This window comes from Priestia sp. YIM B13490, from assembly GCF_042787735.1.
Classification (GTDB): Bacteria; Bacillota; Bacilli; order Bacillales; family Bacillaceae_H; genus Priestia; species Priestia megaterium.
The window spans coordinates 145,427-164,559 of the sequence record NZ_JBHZOT010000007.1 but is presented as its reverse complement, the minus strand read 5'-3'; the positions used below and the strand labels follow the sequence as shown (position 1 = coordinate 164,559).

20 protein-coding genes are annotated in these 19,133 nt (G+C 33.7%); 5 read left to right on the top strand and 15 right to left on the bottom strand.

Translation table 11 applies throughout. From position 1 onward, the window contains the following. Positions 1 to 46: 46 nt before the first annotated feature. The 4 genes from ACFX4R_RS20835 to ACFX4R_RS20820 form a co-directional block, all read right to left on the bottom strand. Positions 47 to 970, bottom strand: a complete 924-nt coding sequence (locus tag ACFX4R_RS20835) for a LysR family transcriptional regulator (protein WP_377560551.1) — start codon at positions 968 to 970, stop codon at positions 47 to 49. Positions 971 to 1,364: 394 nt separating this feature from the next. Then, positions 1,365 to 1,940 (bottom strand): hypothetical protein, encoded by a 576-nt coding sequence (locus ACFX4R_RS20830; protein ID WP_162213988.1) that lies wholly within the window; start codon positions 1,938 to 1,940, stop codon positions 1,365 to 1,367. Positions 1,941 to 1,951: 11 nt separating this feature from the next. Next, complete coding sequence (locus ACFX4R_RS20825; RefSeq protein ID WP_377570210.1) at positions 1,952 to 2,257, bottom strand: hypothetical protein; 306 nt, start codon at positions 2,255 to 2,257, stop codon at positions 1,952 to 1,954. 434 nt (positions 2,258 to 2,691) lie between these two features. Next, complete coding sequence (locus ACFX4R_RS20820) at positions 2,692 to 3,195, bottom strand: DinB family protein (protein ID WP_162213981.1); 504 nt, start codon at positions 3,193 to 3,195, stop codon at positions 2,692 to 2,694. A 96-nt stretch (positions 3,196 to 3,291) separates the two neighbouring features. Between ACFX4R_RS20820 and ACFX4R_RS20815 the strand changes: the two genes are divergently transcribed. Both ACFX4R_RS20815 and ACFX4R_RS20810 read left to right on the top strand, forming a co-directional pair. Further along, positions 3,292 to 3,726 carry a hypothetical protein gene (locus ACFX4R_RS20815; RefSeq protein WP_043980721.1) on the top strand — a complete coding sequence of 145 codons (435 nt, stop codon included), beginning with the start codon at positions 3,292 to 3,294 and terminating at the stop codon, positions 3,724 to 3,726. 262 nt (positions 3,727 to 3,988) lie between these two features. Then, positions 3,989 to 4,603, top strand: a complete 615-nt coding sequence (locus ACFX4R_RS20810) for a DUF998 domain-containing protein (protein WP_377570208.1) — start codon at positions 3,989 to 3,991, stop codon at positions 4,601 to 4,603. 112 nt (positions 4,604 to 4,715) lie between these two features. On the opposite strand, the gene ACFX4R_RS20805 is transcribed toward ACFX4R_RS20810, so the two are convergent. Next, positions 4,716 to 5,312 (bottom strand): YdcF family protein, encoded by a 597-nt coding sequence (locus ACFX4R_RS20805; RefSeq protein ID WP_377570206.1) that lies wholly within the window; start codon positions 5,310 to 5,312, stop codon positions 4,716 to 4,718. 845 nt (positions 5,313 to 6,157) lie between these two features. On the opposite strand from ACFX4R_RS20805, the gene ACFX4R_RS20800 reads away from it, so the two are divergent. Beyond that, positions 6,158 to 7,327 carry an FtsW/RodA/SpoVE family cell cycle protein gene (locus tag ACFX4R_RS20800; RefSeq protein WP_043980717.1) on the top strand — a complete coding sequence of 390 codons (1,170 nt, stop codon included), beginning with the start codon at positions 6,158 to 6,160 and terminating at the stop codon, positions 7,325 to 7,327. 142 nt (positions 7,328 to 7,469) lie between these two features. Beyond that, positions 7,470 to 8,660 carry an FtsW/RodA/SpoVE family cell cycle protein gene (locus tag ACFX4R_RS20795; protein ID WP_043980715.1) on the top strand — a complete coding sequence of 397 codons (1,191 nt, stop codon included), beginning with the start codon at positions 7,470 to 7,472 and terminating at the stop codon, positions 8,658 to 8,660. A 225-nt stretch (positions 8,661 to 8,885) separates the two neighbouring features. Here ACFX4R_RS20795 and ACFX4R_RS20790 read toward each other — a convergent pair whose 3' ends face one another. After that, entirely contained in the window at positions 8,886 to 9,797 is a 912-nt protein-coding gene (locus tag ACFX4R_RS20790; protein ID WP_043980712.1) for a C40 family peptidase, read from the bottom strand. 315 nt (positions 9,798 to 10,112) lie between these two features. Between ACFX4R_RS20790 and ACFX4R_RS20785 the strand changes: the two genes are divergently transcribed. Continuing rightward, on the top strand, positions 10,113 to 10,625 hold the full coding sequence (locus ACFX4R_RS20785; protein ID WP_162213978.1) for a DUF2062 domain-containing protein: 513 nt from the start codon (positions 10,113 to 10,115) through the stop codon (positions 10,623 to 10,625). A 165-nt stretch (positions 10,626 to 10,790) separates the two neighbouring features. Here ACFX4R_RS20785 and ACFX4R_RS20780 read toward each other — a convergent pair whose 3' ends face one another. The 9 genes from ACFX4R_RS20780 to ACFX4R_RS20740 form a co-directional block, all read right to left on the bottom strand. After that, a complete protein-coding gene (locus tag ACFX4R_RS20780) occupies positions 10,791 to 12,260 on the bottom strand; it encodes a hypothetical protein (protein WP_377570202.1) in 1,470 nt (489 codons plus the stop codon). Positions 12,261 to 12,360: 100 nt separating this feature from the next. Continuing rightward, positions 12,361 to 12,744, bottom strand: a complete 384-nt coding sequence (locus ACFX4R_RS20775) for a YkvA family protein (RefSeq protein ID WP_043980709.1) — start codon at positions 12,742 to 12,744, stop codon at positions 12,361 to 12,363. A gap of 104 nt (positions 12,745 to 12,848) precedes the next feature. Continuing rightward, the gene (locus tag ACFX4R_RS20770; RefSeq protein WP_377570200.1) at positions 12,849 to 13,286 is read right to left on the bottom strand and encodes an NUDIX hydrolase; all 438 of its coding nucleotides are present in this window, start codon (positions 13,284 to 13,286) and stop codon (positions 12,849 to 12,851) included. A gap of 284 nt (positions 13,287 to 13,570) precedes the next feature. Next, a complete protein-coding gene (gene rpiB / locus ACFX4R_RS20765) occupies positions 13,571 to 14,035 on the bottom strand; it encodes a ribose 5-phosphate isomerase B (protein WP_165575318.1) in 465 nt (154 codons plus the stop codon). 75 nt (positions 14,036 to 14,110) lie between these two features. Continuing rightward, complete coding sequence (locus tag ACFX4R_RS20760) at positions 14,111 to 14,245, bottom strand: GapA-binding peptide SR1P (protein WP_107917869.1); 135 nt, start codon at positions 14,243 to 14,245, stop codon at positions 14,111 to 14,113. Positions 14,246 to 14,334: 89 nt separating this feature from the next. Next, on the bottom strand, positions 14,335 to 15,291 hold the full coding sequence (pfkA, locus tag ACFX4R_RS20755; protein WP_162213975.1) for a 6-phosphofructokinase: 957 nt from the start codon (positions 15,289 to 15,291) through the stop codon (positions 14,335 to 14,337). A gap of 106 nt (positions 15,292 to 15,397) precedes the next feature. Next, the gene (locus tag ACFX4R_RS20750) at positions 15,398 to 16,729 is read right to left on the bottom strand and encodes an MFS transporter (RefSeq protein WP_237074739.1); all 1,332 of its coding nucleotides are present in this window, start codon (positions 16,727 to 16,729) and stop codon (positions 15,398 to 15,400) included. A 703-nt stretch (positions 16,730 to 17,432) separates the two neighbouring features. Then, positions 17,433 to 18,143 carry a FadR/GntR family transcriptional regulator gene (locus ACFX4R_RS20745; protein ID WP_043980704.1) on the bottom strand — a complete coding sequence of 237 codons (711 nt, stop codon included), beginning with the start codon at positions 18,141 to 18,143 and terminating at the stop codon, positions 17,433 to 17,435. A gap of 208 nt (positions 18,144 to 18,351) precedes the next feature. After that, complete coding sequence (locus ACFX4R_RS20740; protein ID WP_043980703.1) at positions 18,352 to 19,110, bottom strand: SDR family NAD(P)-dependent oxidoreductase; 759 nt, start codon at positions 19,108 to 19,110, stop codon at positions 18,352 to 18,354. Between the last annotated feature and the right edge of the window lie 23 nt (positions 19,111 to 19,133).

Below are 19,133 nucleotides of genomic sequence, written 5' to 3'. Positions count from 1 at the left end.
GATTATTTTATGTATCCAGTGTAATTCTTTAGTCAGCATATTACACCTAGAGTTTTTTACTTTCGATACCTATATAATTTAAACCAAAAGTACTGTAAGCCAATTGAATAAAAGATTGTAAAGGAAGAGACATAAATTTATCTTTATGCCAAAACATTTGTGTATAAAGAGGCGTATCAATTTTAGTACAAGCCAATTCTTTTAACACGCCTTTCTCAAGCTCTCCTTTTACTACTACTTCGGGCAATATCGCAATACCTAAATCTAGCATGACGCATTGCTTAATAGCTTCCACGCTTGCAAATTCAAATTTAGTTGATGTACAAATACCCGCCTCGCGAAACAAATTTTCCGATACTACCCGGTATGAACACCCCGACTCAGTATACAAAAGAGTCTCATTTTCAAGCTCTTCTAAGTAGATATCCGTTTTATCAGCTAAAGGATGCTGAGGAGCAGCAATAATTTTCAAGTCTTCTGCAACAAGACATTGTGTATGTAGATTTGCATCATGATGCTGGATAGGCTCCATCGTAAAGGCGATATCAAGAGTGCCGTCTAGTAGCTGCGCTCTTGTTTGTGCTTGAGAGTAAGTGGGCTTAAAGATCATTTTAACCTTTGGAAATTGATCCTTGAACTCTTTTAATATTGGAGGCAATCTATACGTGCACTGGCTTTCAGAAGATCCAATAATAAGTGTACCCGCAGGCTCTTCCACTCCACTTACAGCGTTTTTTGCTTCCTTAGTCAATTGAATCATTTTATCGGCGTACCTTTTAAATTCTCGACCTGCCTCTGTTAAAACCAAGCGCTTTCCGAGACGTTCAAATAAAGGAGTTTCAAGTTCATTTTCAAGAGCTTTTATTTGAGCGGTAACGCTTGATTGAGCAAAGTTCAAAATTTTAGCTGTATATGTAAAATTTAAATTTTCTGCAGCTGTTTTAAACGTAATCAGTTGTTTTATTTCGATTTTCCTCACCTCTTTATAATCGGATATTTCAATTGATTCAATCGTAATGTTCATCTGTAACGATTACTAATTTCATTATAAAATATGGTAAATCAAACCACAACATACTAAATATAAAGAGATAAGGGGAAATCATAATGTCTATAAAAAAAGAGAATACAAAGGAACAAACCGTTCTAATGCAAAAAAATACAAGTGACAAAAACTTCAAATACTATTGGAATGAAATTATTCGAGCGCTTATCGTAACCAAATAAGTAAGGCTAATCAATTTTATTTTTTGAAAAAGTAAATCCACATACAAGCGTATAAATATAAAAACAATAGCTCGCTAACGCTGACGATATACAGGATTAGCGAGCTATTAATCTATTATTTAAACTTGTAATCATGTTTATTGGCTTGAATCTAACCTAAACTTTACAATATCCTTGTCATCTTGGGAGATAATGAGTGTACCCTTTAACGCATTAGCTTGTAGCTTTTTTAGTTTTTCTTCAGTTGGCAAAAGAGGTAATTCATTATTTTTTTCCTTTGCTCCTAAGGTATAACTAAGAGTAAATTTACTTGTTCCTTTAGATGGAATTTCTCCTATACTCATACCAATACCTAACTTGTTGTTATCCATATTATAAATATTTGAACCAATTGCTTCTTTTACAGCTGATACTAACTCCTTATCTGGTTCTATGCGAATGTTTGTTTTAGCAAAATCAGAGAGAGCCATAATATTATTAGACGTATTTTCCATCGTAAATGTATAGCGTAACTCCGTTGGAACGATATGTTTACTTTTATTCTTTTTATCAGGAACTATCATTTCCCCAACGATTTTTTTATCATTTGTTAATAGTACCTCTGCTTTTTGTAATTTTAAGTACTCAACATTGTTTACATATTCGGTTTTTGAACAAGCGGAAATGATAAATACTAAACAAATAACAAACAAACCAAGATAGAACTTTTTCATATTTCTCCTCCTTAGACTTTTCCCTGCACCTGATCCTTTATCATAAGTCCAAATATAGCGAAGAAGTTCAACACAACCAGCAATCCATAATAAAAGCCAATCCCTTCAAAAAACAAAGGGAGAATGGGGAATATTATAGATCCAAAGCCAAATAACATAATAATAAGGCCAATTCCTTTAGCGAGCTGTTTTTCATCCTTAGGTGTAAATATCTTTCCATACCCAGCAATGAAATTAGTATTACCTTTTTTCCATACACGTTTCCCAATACAAATAATGAAGCAGCTTACTAAACATATAAATAATACGTTCAACATCAGATATTACCCCTTCTTCACACACTATAATTTAACATATATAGTATGTTTTACCATAAAAATTTACAAATATTATGTATTAAAGGTGGACTCATAAAATATAACACTATAAAATATATACATACTAATTATGGATATCTTAATTAAACAAGAACTCACTGAAGAATATAATAAAACTGAAGAAGTTGTGAAAAGCGCTTTTTAAAATGAAGAATACAGCGATAAGAAAGAACCTTTTGACTTTCCTGAAGAATTCTTTATGACCTTAGAGTTAACAGAGGGATTATTAAAAAATATGCAAGGTGTTGTGCAGTGCTCAAAAGCTTTTTCAGAGTAAGTACTAACTGTTTAATTAGGTTTTACCTAAAGGCTGCCTAGAAAAAAATTTTATAGTATTTTCTATGGACAGCCTCTTTTTTATTTACCTGATATTATTAAAGCGGTGAGTTTTCCACACCTAAATGAACCCAATCTTCTTTTGGAGGCCCATAAACTCCAGGCGGTTTTAGTCCTGCTTGACGCATCAGAATGGTAATTTGACCTCGGTGATGAACAATATGCTTGATTAGTCCCATTAAGATTGTGGCATTTGATTGGGTTCTTCCGAATGCTTCTTGCGTATGTTCTAAAGATTCATCTGTCCATTGCTGTTCAATGATTTTAGCAGCGTGAGAACTTACATTTTTAAAGGTTATAGCGATTTCCTGGGCAGAAGATGGAACGCTTGCTGTACTTTCTATTCTGTCTATGCTCAGTCCAAATTCAGTTAGATAATCTGGAATATTGGTTGTAAAATGCCAAGCAATTCTTCCTAACGTACGTCCTTCAGGGTAAACTTGTTGTTTCAATGAATCATCTGTTAAGCTATCCAAAACTTTTTGAGTTAGCATAGCTTCGTTGTTCCATTCTTTGATAAAATCTGAAATGGTATTATACATGTAAAAGACCTCCCAATATAAATCTAATCTAAATTAACACTTAAATAATATCATAGAAAAAACCAGTTGGCTTATTTACTAAAGAAAGGAGATTCTATGTTATTTAAAGCTACTGCTCAAAAAACTATTATTTTCACTCTATTACCTTTAAATGCTTTATTATGCATCCAAGCAGTTCAATATAAAGCATTTGATTTTTTACTTCTTTTTGCTATCCTTTGTTCGTTTCTTTCCCTGTGCCTCAGATATGAATTTCAAATAGACAAAGATAGTTTAACCTATAGAACATATATATTATGGTTTAAAGTATATGCAATAACCGTTAAACCAATGGACATTAAAAGAATTGTATTTAAACGGTTAAGTTGGAAAACAAAATTGGCAGTAGTAAAAGTAGAAAACGGGTGGAATATGCGAATAGCATTATTTAATCCACCAAATGTTTTTAAGGAATTAGAAACATTTGCACATGAATATGATGTAGATATTCAAAAAACATCAGATTATAAAATTCTAGAGAAAACGTCTTGAATGTCACCGCATTTAGAATGCATTAACTTTACGTATGGGGGGGAATAATCAGCCGTTATTCATTTCTAATTAAGCAGCTTTTGGACCTCTTTACCGCTACAAAACATTAGTAAAGAGGTCTTTTCCTAAGCACCTTCAAGTTTAAACACTTTGTCCTCCTTCCTCGCATCAACCTCAAGCCCTACGTAAAAATAGGCTTCAAGACCATTCTGTTTAACATTATTTGGATATACAATTCGTATATAACACTTTTTAAGAGGTGATGATTCTGTATATATCGAAAAAGCTTGGCATTTTAAGCTGGTTTGCTACTTGCTTGTATTTTTTAGTTGAACCTTTTTTTATTTTGACTTCAACTGCTCCCTACAGTTTTTTACATCACGCAATGAGTGATCTTGGCGTAACTTCTTGTGGAACATATACCTATTCAATTGCACCTCATGAAATTTGCTCTCCTCACCATTTCTGGATGAACGTATTGTTTATTATAAACGGATTAACACTTTCAATTGGTGTTCTGTACATTTCACAAAACCTAAAGAAAACAAAAATAACCCAACTAGCAACAGCTTTTATTCTTATATTAGCTTTGGGTAACATTGTTTCAGGCTTTATACCGGCTGATATAAATTTATTTTGGCATTCAATATTCGCTCAACTTGGCATGATCACTGTTTTAGCTGGTCTTTGGATGTATGCGTCATCTTTAACCAGCAGCAAGTATTGGACTTATGGCTGTTTAGTCTCCTTACTAGTCATCCTCATACTCATTATGTTTGTATTTTTTGTTCCTATGCCTACCGGTCTGCTGCAAAGATTATTCTATTTAGTAATCTTTATATGGGGCACCGTGCTTTCCTTTATGTTAAACAAGTAATCCATTATCATTCCGTTTCATATGAGCTTACAAGATTACGTTCAACTAATCGTAATTTTAAATAGCAAAAAGTCCATAGAGACATCCCCTATGGACTTTTTATACGATTTTGTTAGATAAATTCTCTTAATAATTCTTTAGATTTCTTTCCGCTAAAACCAAAATAATTGCCAATAAGCTTGACGTATTCTGTGTAGGTAACTTTTCTATTTAAAGCAGTTTCCCACCATCTCTGTGGATTATAATAGCGACTTCCACTAGAACAATAGGTTAATTGTATTTGGGTATCCTTAAATTCTTTATTAAAGTTTTTTTCTACCCTTTTCATATGATAGTTGGAAGAAACAACGATAGCGGATTGAAAATGATAGTTCATCATTAGCCTTTTTGTGAATTTAGCGTTTTCCGTAGTACTTGTAGCGTGATTTTCTAATATAATTGAATTCTCAGGTATCCCTGATTCCTTGGCTTGATGATAAAAATTATTCTCTTGACCATTCGAAAGGATTAAATGAGCCGCATAGCCTTTTTTATATAATTCAATTCCTTTCTCCAGTCGATCATTATCACCACTTAACACAATAATCACGTCAGATTTTACCGGCTTTTCGTTTACCACAAGCTCTTTCCCGGCAAACAGAAAAAAAACAACCCCTAATCCCAGCATAAATATACTGATTTTTATTCTTTTACCTTTAATTTTTTGCATATAGACCCTCATTTAAAAAATTCACTTCATATCGTATCATAAAGCTCAATATTCATAAAAATAAAAAGGTGCTTTCAAAAGAACTTTGCATTCTGTAAGCAATCACAGCTTTTATATAAAAGTTAACATTAAAAATTTCAACGAACGTTCTTTCTCAATATTTTTATGAATCACATGAATTTTATACAAAATTAAATATTTTTTAACTTATTTGTATCAATATTGTTTTTTTCACTTATTTTTCATTTTTCAATGATAAAATTACAAACGATATGAGAAGTGAGCAAAATAACTTATTTATTAACCTTAAAAAACTGACCATAATGGTCAGTTTTTTAGTGTAAAGAGAGTTAGTTACATCATTAGTTTTCTATACTGATTTAACGAAAGTAATTCGGTTTTTAGTTAAATTTCAAGGTTTTTATTAGACAAATATTTTTCCTCAATGTTAAACTGTTTCCCTAAGGAAAAATTAATTAGCATTTAAATATATGAATTGTTAATACCTATAGGCATTTCAGTCTGTTCTAAGTCAAAATTTTATTTCCAAAGGGTTTCTTATGCTCAAAAAGTTTCCTTTAGGCAAATTTATAGTATTTAACAAAAAAAATAAGCTGAAGTCAAGAAAATATCTTTTTCACTAAATTAGGGCTAATACACGTTTTGATTATACACGCTATCGTATGGTAGACCTTTTATATAAAACATCACGGGTAAAACAGATTGGAGGTTTGTGATAGATCATGAGAAGAAATCGATTTTATTGATATTTTTCTAGCATATATTAGAGAAACTTATATTCAGTAATTGGAATGGAAATTTAATAAAGAAAAGGTGTTTTAAAGATGGAACGTAAGAAGTCAGAAAGCTTTAATTATGGTCTTGCTTTTACAATGCTGCTGTTTTTTATCATTAGCTGTATAGCTATTTATAACGCGCAAAAAACAGGACAGTATTCTACAAACTTCGTAATTAAACAAGTTGAATGGTACGCAGTAGGTATTGGGATTATCTTCATCACCATGAGGCCCGATGAGGAACAATGGGACCGATTCACATGGTTCTTTTATGGGCTAAATATTTTTATCCTTATTTTACTCATCGTTTCTCCCCAAAGTATTGCTCCTGTCAAAAATGGTGCAAAAAGCTGGTTCGTCCTTCCTGGTATTGGATCGATACAGCCGTCAGAGTTCACAAAAATCTCTTTAATCTTAGCATTTAGTAAAGTGATACGAAATCATAACGAAAAATTTCGCGTAAGAGATATAAGAAGCGACGTTTTACTCGTTGGAAAGCTAGGAGCTACGTTAGCGGTCCCTATTCTTCTTATTATGCAGCAGCCCGATTTAGGAACGGCACTTGTGATGATCTTTTTATTCTTTGTCATGATATTCGTTTCAGGAGTAAGTTTTAAGCTCATTCTTCCTACCTTTACTTCAATTATAGGAATCGCTTCAGGTATTTTATATATGGTTTTAAACCACCCAAAAATATTGGAAAAATATTTGCACGTTCAATCCTATCAGTTTGATCGTATCTATGCGTGGTTTGATCCAGAATCTTATGCAGGCAGCTTGTCTTACAACTATATGCAAGTGTTAAAAGCAATAGGTGCCGGATCCATTTCAGGAAGAGATACATCAAAATTTTCAGTATATGTGCCCGAAAAACATTCAGACTTTATTTTTAGTGCAATTGGAGAAAGTTACGGCTTCTTAGGAACTAGCCTTATTCTTTTCTTATTTATGGTGCTGATTTACCAAATTATTACCGTCGCATTTCATACGAAAGATCAATTCTCTACATACATTTGTACCGGCGTTATTTCAATTGTTTTCTTTCATGTTTTAGAAAATGTGGGCATGTGTATAGGACTTCTTCCGATAACGGGAATACCACTGCCGTTTATAAGCTACGGGGGAAGTGCGTTAATGAGTACGATGTTTTTGATGGGACTAGTATTAAATATAAGCTTTCGATCAAAAGCTTATATGTTTGATCAGGATGTGAGGTAATACAATGACTAATAAAAAAATGGCTAAAGAGATAAATTTAGACCTAAAGATTCGTATAAAAGTATTGAAATATATGTGTATTTTTTTATTTTCTCTCTTATATATAGCCGTTATTAGGTCGTTTTTTTAGGAGGAGTTTTTTATGTTCAAAAAAATTCTAAAGTGTTACGATTACAAATTTATTGCTGCGTTAATTGTTCTAAGCCTGATCGGTTTAATTATGGTTTATAGTGCCAGCATGGTAACAGCAATTAGCCGTTATGGTGTATCTGGGGATTATTTTTATAAAAAACAAAAGCTTGCTCTTATAGCAGGCTTTACCCTTTTCACATTAGCAGCTATCGTACCATATAAAATTTATCAAGAAAAAGCAGTATTAAAATTTTTATTAGGTGTCACTATTTCACTCCTTATTTTAGTTTTAGCTTTTGGACATACAGCAGGTAATGCACAAAGTTGGTTTAAAATAGGGCCTATTGCTATTCAGCCGTTAGAAATAACAAAATTAACGCTTATTATCTATTTAGCCGCTGTTTTTGCAAACAAACAAGAGTATATCAATGATTTAAAAAGGTCGATTCTTCCACCTATGGTGGTTGTGCTTTTTATTTGTTTCTTAATTATCTTGCAGCCTGACTATGGCGGAGCCTTGCTTATTTTAGGAACAGTTGCAGCTATTGTGTTATGTTCAGGGATTTCAAAGAAATCTATTTTAAAAATTAGTTTATTAGGCCTAATTGGAACACTTGTTATGTTAACCGTTTTATTAGTAACCGGAAACATGGATCTTTTGTTTTCTCCGGGGCGTTTGGCTCGTTTTACCGGATTCTTGCATCCTTTTGAAAATCAACAAGGCGATGGATATCAACTTGTTAATTCTTATGTGGCTATAGGAAACGGAGGAATATTAGGTATGGGATTAGGACAAGGCGTTCAAAAAACGGGCTACTTGCCTGAATCACATACGGATTTTATTATGGCCATTATTGCAGAAGAGCTGGGATTTTGGGGTGTACTTCTTGTATTGGGGCTACTGTTTTTTATTATTTTTAAAGGATTAAAAACAGCTATTAAGTGTCGTGATCCTTTTGGAGCACTGTTAGCTATCGGTATTTCCGTTATGATTGCTGTTCAAGTATTTGTAAACCTTGGGGCTGTCACGGGCCTTCTTCCTATTACTGGTGTCACCCTTCCTTTTATAAGCTTTGGAGGTTCTTCGCTTACATTGTTAATGCTTGCTGCAGGAATACTTACCAATGTTTCGATGTTTAACACGTACACTCAAACATTCAAAAGCCATTCAATGGAACAAGCTTATATAAGGAGTGTTTAACGTCTGAATGGCTAAATGGTGTATGTTAGCTAGCGTTATTGTTATTAACAAGCTGCTACAGGAGACATACATCTCATTCTTTCAAGCAAGCTCACCCTTTATATTAAGACCATTGTTCGCTGCTATAACAAAAAGTCCTGACTATATATCAGGACTTTTCACTTTATTTACACAAATAATAAAGTTGCTTAGTTTCAATTGCTATATTTTTTTACTAGTAATCTATTAGAGAATAGATTTACTTCCTAAATAACGAGGGGCCCAGTAAGAATTACTTAACGATGCAATAGTTACACCAGTTGAACTGCCAGCATGAATAAACTGCCCGTTTCCAATATAAATTCCAGCATGTGAAGGACCTCCAGTAGTATCAAAGAACACAATATCTCCTACATTTGGAGTAGATGTACTTTTTCCTGACTGATACAAAGTAGCTACTGTTCGCGGTACAGTTACTCCACCTCCATTTTTAAATACATAATAAATGAAACCGCTGCAATCGAAACCACTCGGAGACGTTCCTCCCCACACATATGGTACGCCTATGAATTTTTTGGAATAAGCAACAATATCACTAGCTGTCGCTTGCGTTGAACTATTGACAGTTGAAGAACCAGTGGAGCCGTTAGATGCGTTATTTAAGGCATTTAAAGTAGCCGGACCTACTATTCCATCCACGGCTAAGCCATGATCCCGTTGAAAATTCATAACAGCAGTTTGAGTAACTGTACCAAAATATCCTGTTGGTGTGGCATTAAAGTAACCTTTTCCCTTTAACAATTGCTGTACTTTTTCAACTTCATTGCTAGTCATTCCATATTTTAAAAGTGTACCGTTTGTAACCGTACTTGTTGAATTACCTATTAACGCTTGATATGTATTAGATCCTACAATTCCATCAGCGGTTAAACTATGAGAACGCTGAAAGCTTAAAACTGAATCTTTTGTAATTGAACCAAAATAGCCAGTCGAAGTAGCTGAAAATATCCCCTTCTGTCTTAAAACATCCTGTAATTCTTTTACGTCTGGATCTGTCATACCTTCTTTTAATAGCTTGTCTCCTAAAGCTGCCTGGCTTATTGTTGGTAACACAATCAATGACGAGCATAGAGCTAATGAAGAAATTATCTTTTTCACTAAGTATATCCCCCGATGTTATATTTTTCTTGTTCTTGACTATAAAATTTTAGCAGGGAGAAAGAGAAAAGAAACAACCTATTTGTGAATTTTTTGTGACATTTTCAAAAATCACTTGATTTATTAGGAGGTAACTATTTATTTTGTCATATAAAGTATAAATATACTTATAATGGTTAAATCTGTTTTTCTTGAACCTCATTTTTCTTTTTACTTATGTGACGCTAAATCTTGAATACAATAAAAAACCTTTCTGTAATGGTGGACACCAAAAGGAAAGATAGGATGCCAGCGCGAAGAGATAGGAGGAATAATGTGAGCAAATTAGTGTTTTTGAAGCGCCGGTTTAAATACTTACTTATTAAACTATTAAGATTAAAAGATCATTCACATAAAGTTGCGCTAGGTTTTAGTCTAGGTTCTGTTGTGAACTTTGTTCCTACCTTTGGATTGGGCCTTATAATATCCGTAGGTTTAGCTAAATTATGTAAAGGAAATAGCATAGCAGGCCTTATTGGTGGAATGTTTTTTATGTGGGCCTTTCCGTTGATGTTTTACTTGAATACAGTAGTGGGAGGATATATATTTCCAATCGACCTTAATCAAACTTTGCTTCAGAATGCAGATGAAGATTTGGATAATCGACTAGAACTAGGAGCGAAAGTAGGAAAGAATTTTTTAACAGGAATGGTTCTTAATAGCTTCTTATTTGGAAGTATACTTTATATTGTTAGTTACTATATTATAAATCAGTACAGAGGCTTCCTCCTACACTACATCTATAAGAAATGGACAGTAAAAAAACACACTAAAAAAACGGATAATTAGCTTAATTTCAACATTTATCTTTAATTGTAAAGCAATATAGCTGAACATTTTTTAAAAAGGCATAGAGATAAATTAGCCCATAATTGATAACCATAGGTATCAATTATGGGCTTACGATCTTTGTTTCTGTTTTAAGATAAATATGGAGGAAATAAAGGACTGCTCTCATTCCTTTGTTGAAGATAATACAGTTTGTTTCACCCATTTTTTTCGATTTCTTTGGTCAATGATCCATTGATATAAACTTTGTATGCCTAGTATCAGAGAAATTATAACACCGCTAGCTGCCAGGGTTAAGGCAAAATATTCTACAGGATTGTACGCAAGTATATTTCTCCATTTGATTCTTCCAATAAAATCATTTACTACAAGCCCCATTCCAAGCATTTGACCTACTACGGAATAAAGAGTCAAAATCAGTAATAACAGGCTGTCTTTTTTCGCATTAACGTTTTCCTGGTATCTAAATAAACTCTCTAGAGATTGTTTAGCTTCCTTATATAACAACTCAATATTGAAATTTTCCCTAAGAAGATAGAAAATATCACGGCTCCGGGACTGAGATACTATTTCAAGCGAAAAATAATTGGCGGTAAACGAATTAATGGAATAAATTAATTTTTCCATTTCTTTTACGTCTTTTTCAATATTTAGCTCTGTATAGGTATTAGCTAATTTTAATAAAACGATCTTGTGAAAAAGGTTTAATACAAGCCCGTAGTAAAATTCTCCATAAAACTGATTAGCTAAATCAGGAGTTGTACGTTCATCTTGAATCGTTATACAAGTAAAAATATGTTCTTCTATCAGAAAATAAGTGCTAGGAGCCCAGCGCTGATAAGCATGTTTTTGTAAATAATCTTGAATGTAAGGAAGGTTATTAGCATGAACATATGTCTTCCCCTCTCCAGTTAAGCCGCAAAGACTTCCCATTCGATAAACATCAACTACATCGATTTTTTCATTTTTCTCTAATGCCACTAAAGATTGGACATACATTCTTTCATCTTCAAAAAAAGAAAAGGTTTCAAAATAAGAATTCTCCTTTGAATCACCTTCAAAAAAGCGGGAGAGCCCCTCAAAGAGGTTGTTAAATACAAATTTCCCTGCTCCCATGTATATCTTGCCATCGCATTCAATTTTTGTACTGCTATCCTTTCGTGTTCGTGGTTCTAATACGCGAAAGCGATCTGCGAATTCTAAAGAATGAGACAATGACACAGACGTAAAGGGTTTCAACTCAGTTCGAATGGTTAAAAACCCAAGTTCATAAGGACATGTCGTTAAATCAACAGAGTGTATTTGAAAAGGAATGCATTCTGTATCTGTAATTAACTTACCTCTTTTATTTAAAGGTTTTGAATATCTATGAAGGCCTTTTTCTTTTTCTGAGTGTGGAAAGAGTATCTTATTAGTGAAAGACAAATAATACGCCTCCATATCACGATGTGAGACTTTAAAATCGCCGTAATATGCACATTCGTCTTCTAGTTGATTTAACTGAAATAGCTTAAACCCGCTCTTATTTAAAAAAAGGGAGATACTAGATTCAGTTCCTTGCTTTAAGGAAAAAGGGAAAACAAATTGAAAGAGAGCTCTGTCTATCTTTTTTTCTTGGATATCAATTTGCTGCATTTGTTCTAATGTACTCCTTTCAATTATATATATCATTTACCATTTTGCATCATAACGATCGATAGTAAACCTACTATATTTTTTCTTGATAAGAGTTCATTCAATTTAATAATTTAAAAACAGTAAAACAGCTCCACATAAAAATAAGTAGCCATACTACGATAATAATTGAACCCGCAACCCAATTTTTAGGTCGTTCATTTCCAATGAGCTCTTCTGCTTTGATTGTGCAGTCCTCTATAACACTTGCAGGTAGCATTTTCAAAGCAAGCATAATTCCTAAAGGAACAATGATTATATCGTCAATATAGCCTAAAACCGGTATAAAATCAGGAATTAAATCGATTGGACTGAAGGCATATGCAACAACACAAGCAGTAAATAATTTGATATACCAAGATACTCGTTCATCTTTATAAGCTAAATATAAGATAAATAGCTGCTTTTTTAACTTTTTAGCCCACAGCTTTAATTGATTAAGCATGTTTCCTATTCTCCTTTGCTATATATCTGGACGGTTTGATGTAATATAAAATTACTTTTATTCTTTTTGATACCTACATATTTCTCTTATTAATAAATTTAGAACTATAAAAATAACTGATTAATGCAATCATCTTGATTTACAGCTAGTTTGGGAATAGCTTGAATAGGAGCCCAATAGTATGAAAAGATTAATCCTGCATCTTCCCCTTTAGAATTAACCTTATATTCCCACCGTTCTGCAGTTTTTTCTTTAATTTCCAAATGAAAAACATGTCGTTCATGATACTGGCTTTTACCTTCATGATGATAAACATATGTTTTCAATTTTGTTACCGATAAAAACTCCATTAATCCAGATTCTTCTTTGACCTCCCTATATAAAGCTTCTTCAATTGTTTCTCCCTGTTCTACAGTACCTGCTGGAACTTGAACTCCTGCTTCTGGATAATCTTTGTGTTTGTAAACTAATAACTCTGTATGATGACCATTAAACCTAGTTATGTAAGCCATAACTTTTGTTATCAACGTTTTACCCTGCATATTCGCTTCCTCCTATATATAGATACTAACCGTACAGATTTTTTCATCAGCAAACAAACTTCTTTAACTCCTAAGCATAAATCAGACATATTTTATTACATCTATTTTAATTGCAAAAATAATTAGTCTCATTGTTGTCATAATAAGCTGCTTTTACGGAAGGTTAACTGGTATGGGAATTGGAATGGTTAGTTTTGCTATTCTGATAGGATCTATAATCATCATATCAGTAAGTGAAATAATAGGAAAAGGCAAGAATCAAATTGATTCTTGCCTTTTTATCTTTATTTTCTTTCAAGAGAAGGTTGTGATACATTTTCGTATTCTGTAATTTTACAGATACGATTTTCATGACGGCCTCCAATAAATGGGGTTGTTAACCAAGTCTTCACAATTTCGCGGGCTAAACCTGGCCCAATTACTCGTTCCCCCATGGCTAAAATGTTCGTATCGTTGTGTTCACGCGTCATTTTAGCTGAAAAAACGTCATGAACAAGTGCGCAACGAATTCCTTTTACTTTGTTAGCGGCAATACTCATGCCAATTCCCGTACCGCAGATTAAAATTCCAAAATCCGCTTCTTCATTTGCTACTCGTTGGGCAACTGGAATCGCATAGTCCGGATAATCGACTGAACTGCTGCATTCACAGCCTAGATCTTCATATATTATGGACATTTCATCTAATAGATTTATAATCTCTTTACGAATATTTATCCCACCATGATCTGAAGCAATTATAACTTTCATAAGATTACTCTCCTTGTTCAGCTATAGTCTTAATTAAAATTCTAATGATTTTGGGAGTCTCTTTTTACCAATACGTTATTTCCTAGAACAATCTTCAGAACACTTCCCGTACCATGTTTTAACCCCTTCAGAGTTGTCTACATTCTCAATAACTTTCCCACATACTTGACAAACGATAGTTCCCTGTTTTACATTAACCTGCTTATTCATTTCTATTTCCTCCTTTTTATTAGAAAAATTCGTTTGTATTCAAATACATTTTTTTAGAGATCAATCATTGTATGTTAGAAAAGATATCCTTAAGCTAGAATGGTATCCAGTAAGCTGTATTTATCATCGTTACTAGATAACTTCGAATGAACTTTTTCAATATCTACATTAATTAAGTCATTTTCTTTGATTCCTACAGCTCTACCAGAATACCCTTTGAGTAATAATTCTACTGCTGTGACCCCCATTTTACTTGCTAATATACGATCAAATGCGGACGGCTGTCCTCCTCTTTGAATAAAACCCAATATACTTGTCCTGACGCTAATATCTAATCGATCCTCGACATATTTTTGCAGGTCTTGAATATCGTACATTTTTTCAGTAATCAGGATTAGGTTATCTTTTTTGCCGCTTTTCATTTTCTCGTTCAGTTTGGAACATATCTCTTCAAAACTTAATTTTCTCTCAGGTGTGGAGATAATTTCCCCTGCGCCTGCTAAAGCAGAGTACAGGGCTAAATCTCCGCAATATCTTCCCATAACTTCTACAATGGTAGTCTTTTCATGAGATAAATCTGTATCCTTAATTTTACCGAGGCATTCTAATATCGTATTTAATGTAGTATCAAATCCAATTGAATAATCTGTGTAAGATAAATCATTATCAATCGTTGCCGGTATACCAATGACATTTACACCTAATTGATGTAATTTTTGTGTTCCTTTAAAAGAGCCTTCACCGCCGATTACCACTAAATGATTAATTCCATAATCCTTTAATACACTTAAGGCTTTCATTCTGCCCGACTCTTTCATAAATTCTGCGCAGCGGGAGGTTTTTAAAAATGTCCCGCCTTTATCCGCAATGTAGTCTACATCCGTAGAGGTTAATCTATGAAGTTTACCTTCTATTAAACCTTGGTAACCACCCTCAATTCCCATTACCTCTATGTTATGATAGTTAGCTGTTTTTACTACTGCTCTAATAGCAGCATTCATTCCTGGAGCGTCTCCACCACTTGTTAAAACTCCTAGCTTCATCATTGCCATACACCCCTGTTATTCTTATCCATGTAAGAAAGTTGGCCGACAGTCTCTAGAAACTAATTGTCCGCCCCTCCTAGTAGTACAAATTTCTTTCAAACAAGAATCAACTAGTTTTTTCTAATCGATCAACTGTATTTTTTTTAATAGCTCTTCCTGATTGTTTTAATAAAAAAGCTACGATAAAGGACGCTACGAACATGCTGACACCTAGAAATGTCATACTAGCATTAAAAGATCCGGTCATATCTTTAATATATCCCACGATGTAAGGTCCGAAGAAACCACCTAGATTACCAATACTATTAATAAGGGCAATGGCACCTGCAGCAGCAGCTTCCGTTAAGAAAGACGGTGGAATTGCCCAAAACGGAGAATATGCTCCGAACGCTCCGCAAAGACTGATCGTTAAGAATATAAATGATAAAACAATGTTCATATTTGCAACGTAGCTACTGATAATCAATGCCACGCCACTTGTTACTAAACAAGCAACTACGTGAAAGCGTCTTTCATTTTTCTTATCAGAGTGGTTACTAACCAACATCATGGTTACCATTGCACAAACATACATTAATCCTAAAATCCACCCCATAGCATGCGTGCTAAGAGAAGTCGTTTTAGATAAACCTTCTGAAATTGTCGGTAAAAACATGACGATGCCGTAGTAGCCAACCATCCAGAAAAAGTATCCTAAAGATAAGGTTAATACGTCACGGTCTTTTAAGGCCTGAGCGAATGTATAGTGTTTGGCTTCCTGCTTTTCTAACTTCTCTTTTGTTGTAACGTCGATTAACCATTTCTTCTCCTCGTTAGTCAGCCATTTTACATCCTCAAGCTTATCGTCAAGATAGAAGAAACATATCACACCTAAGATTAAAGCTGGAATCGCTTCCAAAATGAAAAGCCATTGCCATCCATCCATGTTTAACCAGTCAATACCTAATAAATAAGTAGAAAGAGGAGATCCTATTGCATTAGCACCAGGGATCGCAATCATAAATCCAGCAATTGCTTTTGCATGATGTTTTGTTTGATAAAAACCACTTAGATAAAAGACCATACAAGGATAAAAGCTAGCTTCAGCAATTCCTAAAAGAAATCTTGCTGTATAAAACTGCCATGGTGTTTGGATAAAAGCCATTAAAATAGCAATTACTGCCCATGTAATCATGATTCTACTAATCCATCTTCTAGCCCCGACCTTTGTCATCATAGCACTGCCAGGTACTTCTAAAAGGAAATAGCCAAGAAAGAAAATTCCTGCCCCTAATCCAAAAACAGCATTAGAAAAACCTAAATCTTCATTCATTTGTAATGCAGCAAACCCAATATTTACTCGATCAAGTATCGATATGGTAAAACATAAAAATAGAAATGGAATGAGCCTTAACGTTACTTTTTTAGTAGTTGAACGTTCTAAGTTAATTGGATCCAAAATAATTCCTCCCTGGGTTACCATCCTTCTATTCTTCATACTCTTCAGTCTTTGACCTGAGTGTTTGCTCTAGGCTAATTGACAGAAAGAATTAAAAGTTTACATAAAAGATGATTGATCTATTTCTAAGTCTGAGTAAATCTAGTCCCTACTTCTGTAATCCCTTTCATATGGGAATATAAAAAATGAAAAAGCGAAGTATCCCCCTGTATTATTTATCATTTAAAAAAGTAAGAACTACTAGAAAATATCATACACCAAAACCTTACTAGCGATATGAAAACACTATAAATCTACTTTCTACTTTCTATCCTAATAATCCAAAACATTTGTAATGCACGATAACGATAAAAAACGCTTACATTTTTGAATCCTTCTGCTAATCTCTTCAAAAAATATCGAGCTGTAAAGAATAATGAATTTTAAGATTTACATTACCTCCGTTTTATAGATTTAGCTACTTGTATACTAAGTTACCTTATATAAACAGTGTACTTACATACCTATCAATTGTCAATATAATTATTATATTAAATATTTTCTGAACCTTATTAAAAATGAAAAGAAATACACAGTTAGTTTGGAAAGAAAACACTGAATCTTACTCATTTTATGCTGTCTTTTCAACAGCAAAAAGACAGCTACACTTTAGCTGCCTTTTACCTCTATATTTGGTATTATTCTAATAAAAAATTAGTTGGAATTAAGCTTTCCAATAACGATCATATAAATTTTGCATGTGAAAACTCATAATTCTCACAGCTTCTTCTTCATTATGCTGTTCAATAGCATTAATAAGTAATTTATGCTCATTAAAATTAACTTCTCGGTAGTCAGGTCTCGTGACGGTTCGATCTCTTATAAACTTCCACATTTCCTGCTGTTTCATCGCATTGCTAATAGCTGCCATAATACTAATAAATAAATCATTATGAGAAGCCTTTGCTATACCATTATGTAGGGCTTCATCTGTTTCTGGTACATACACGCCTGCGTTCGTTTCTTCCTCCATCTTATCAATTGTTGCACGCAGATCCTTAATGTCTTCTTCTGTAGCTCTCAAAGCTGCAAAACGTACAATAAGAGGCTCTATGTTCATTCTTGCTTCCACAATGTCTTCAGGGGAGGTAGATTCCGTTAAAAGTGTGGATTGAGAATTTTCAGCTTCTGTTTGAAACTCTTTAACATATACACCTTCTCCTTGGCGAGAATAAATAAAACCGTTCAATTCTAGGGCGCTAAGGGCTTGTCTAACAGGTACTCGACTTACACCAAATTGTTCACACAGCTCCCTTTCAGCAGGGAGTTTGTCTCCTACTTGGAACGCTCCAGATTGAATTTCAGAAAGAATTTGATTATAAATTTGAATATATAATTTATTATTGGAAACTGGATTAAAACTAATGGAAATCACTTCTCTCTATAATTATTAGCTCATTTTATTCATAATTAAGTAGACATAATTATTATATACTGTTCTATTTTTAGGGGCAACAAGCCTAGCACCTTCTAGCAAAAAAATCCTTATTTATGTAGTCAGTTTCTCATTTCACTAATAATTTTATCAATAAACAGCTATACAGGCATACCATAATGGCATGCCTGTATAACAAACTTGAATATCAATCCATATGTGAGCCACCGTTTATATCAATTTCTTCTCCTGTAATATAAGAAGCTTCTTTTGAAGCTAAAAAGGCAATTGTAGCTGCGATTTCTTTTACTTCACCTGGTCTCCCCATAGGAATACTATCAATCACAGACTTTGCATCTTCTTCAGGAAGGGATTTCCAAATTTCTGTATTAACGAGTCCAGGAGCTACACAGTTAACCGTAATACCATCTAAGGCTACCTCGCGCGCTAAGTTCTTTGAAAAACCTAGTACTGCGGCCTTAGATGCCGAGTAGTGCGGTCCTCCAAAAACTCCTCCACCTCTTTTAGCCGAAACAGAAGACAGGCTTATAATTCGACCATACTTTTGATCTTTCATTGTCTCTAATACTGCTTGCGTACATAGAAACAATCCAAACATATTGACGTTAAACACTTTTGTAATGTCTTCAAGCGTCATATCTTGAACGGTAACCTTTTGAGAAATCCCTGCATTATTAATTAAAATATCAATTCTGCCGAATTCTTCAAGTGTTTGTTTAACCATCGCATCGCAAGAATCTTTACTTGTTACATTTAACTCTATTCCTAGGGCTTTGCCGCCAGCTTCTTTTATTTCATTTACGGTATCCTGCACGCCATCAAAATTGATATCTGCTATAACAACAGCTGCTCCTTGCTCTGCAAGTGTCAGGGCGATTGTACGTCCAATTCCTTTTTTGGAACCGCTACCAGTAATGATTGCTACTCTCTCTTTTAAATCGAACATATTATATTTCCCCCATCTTGTTA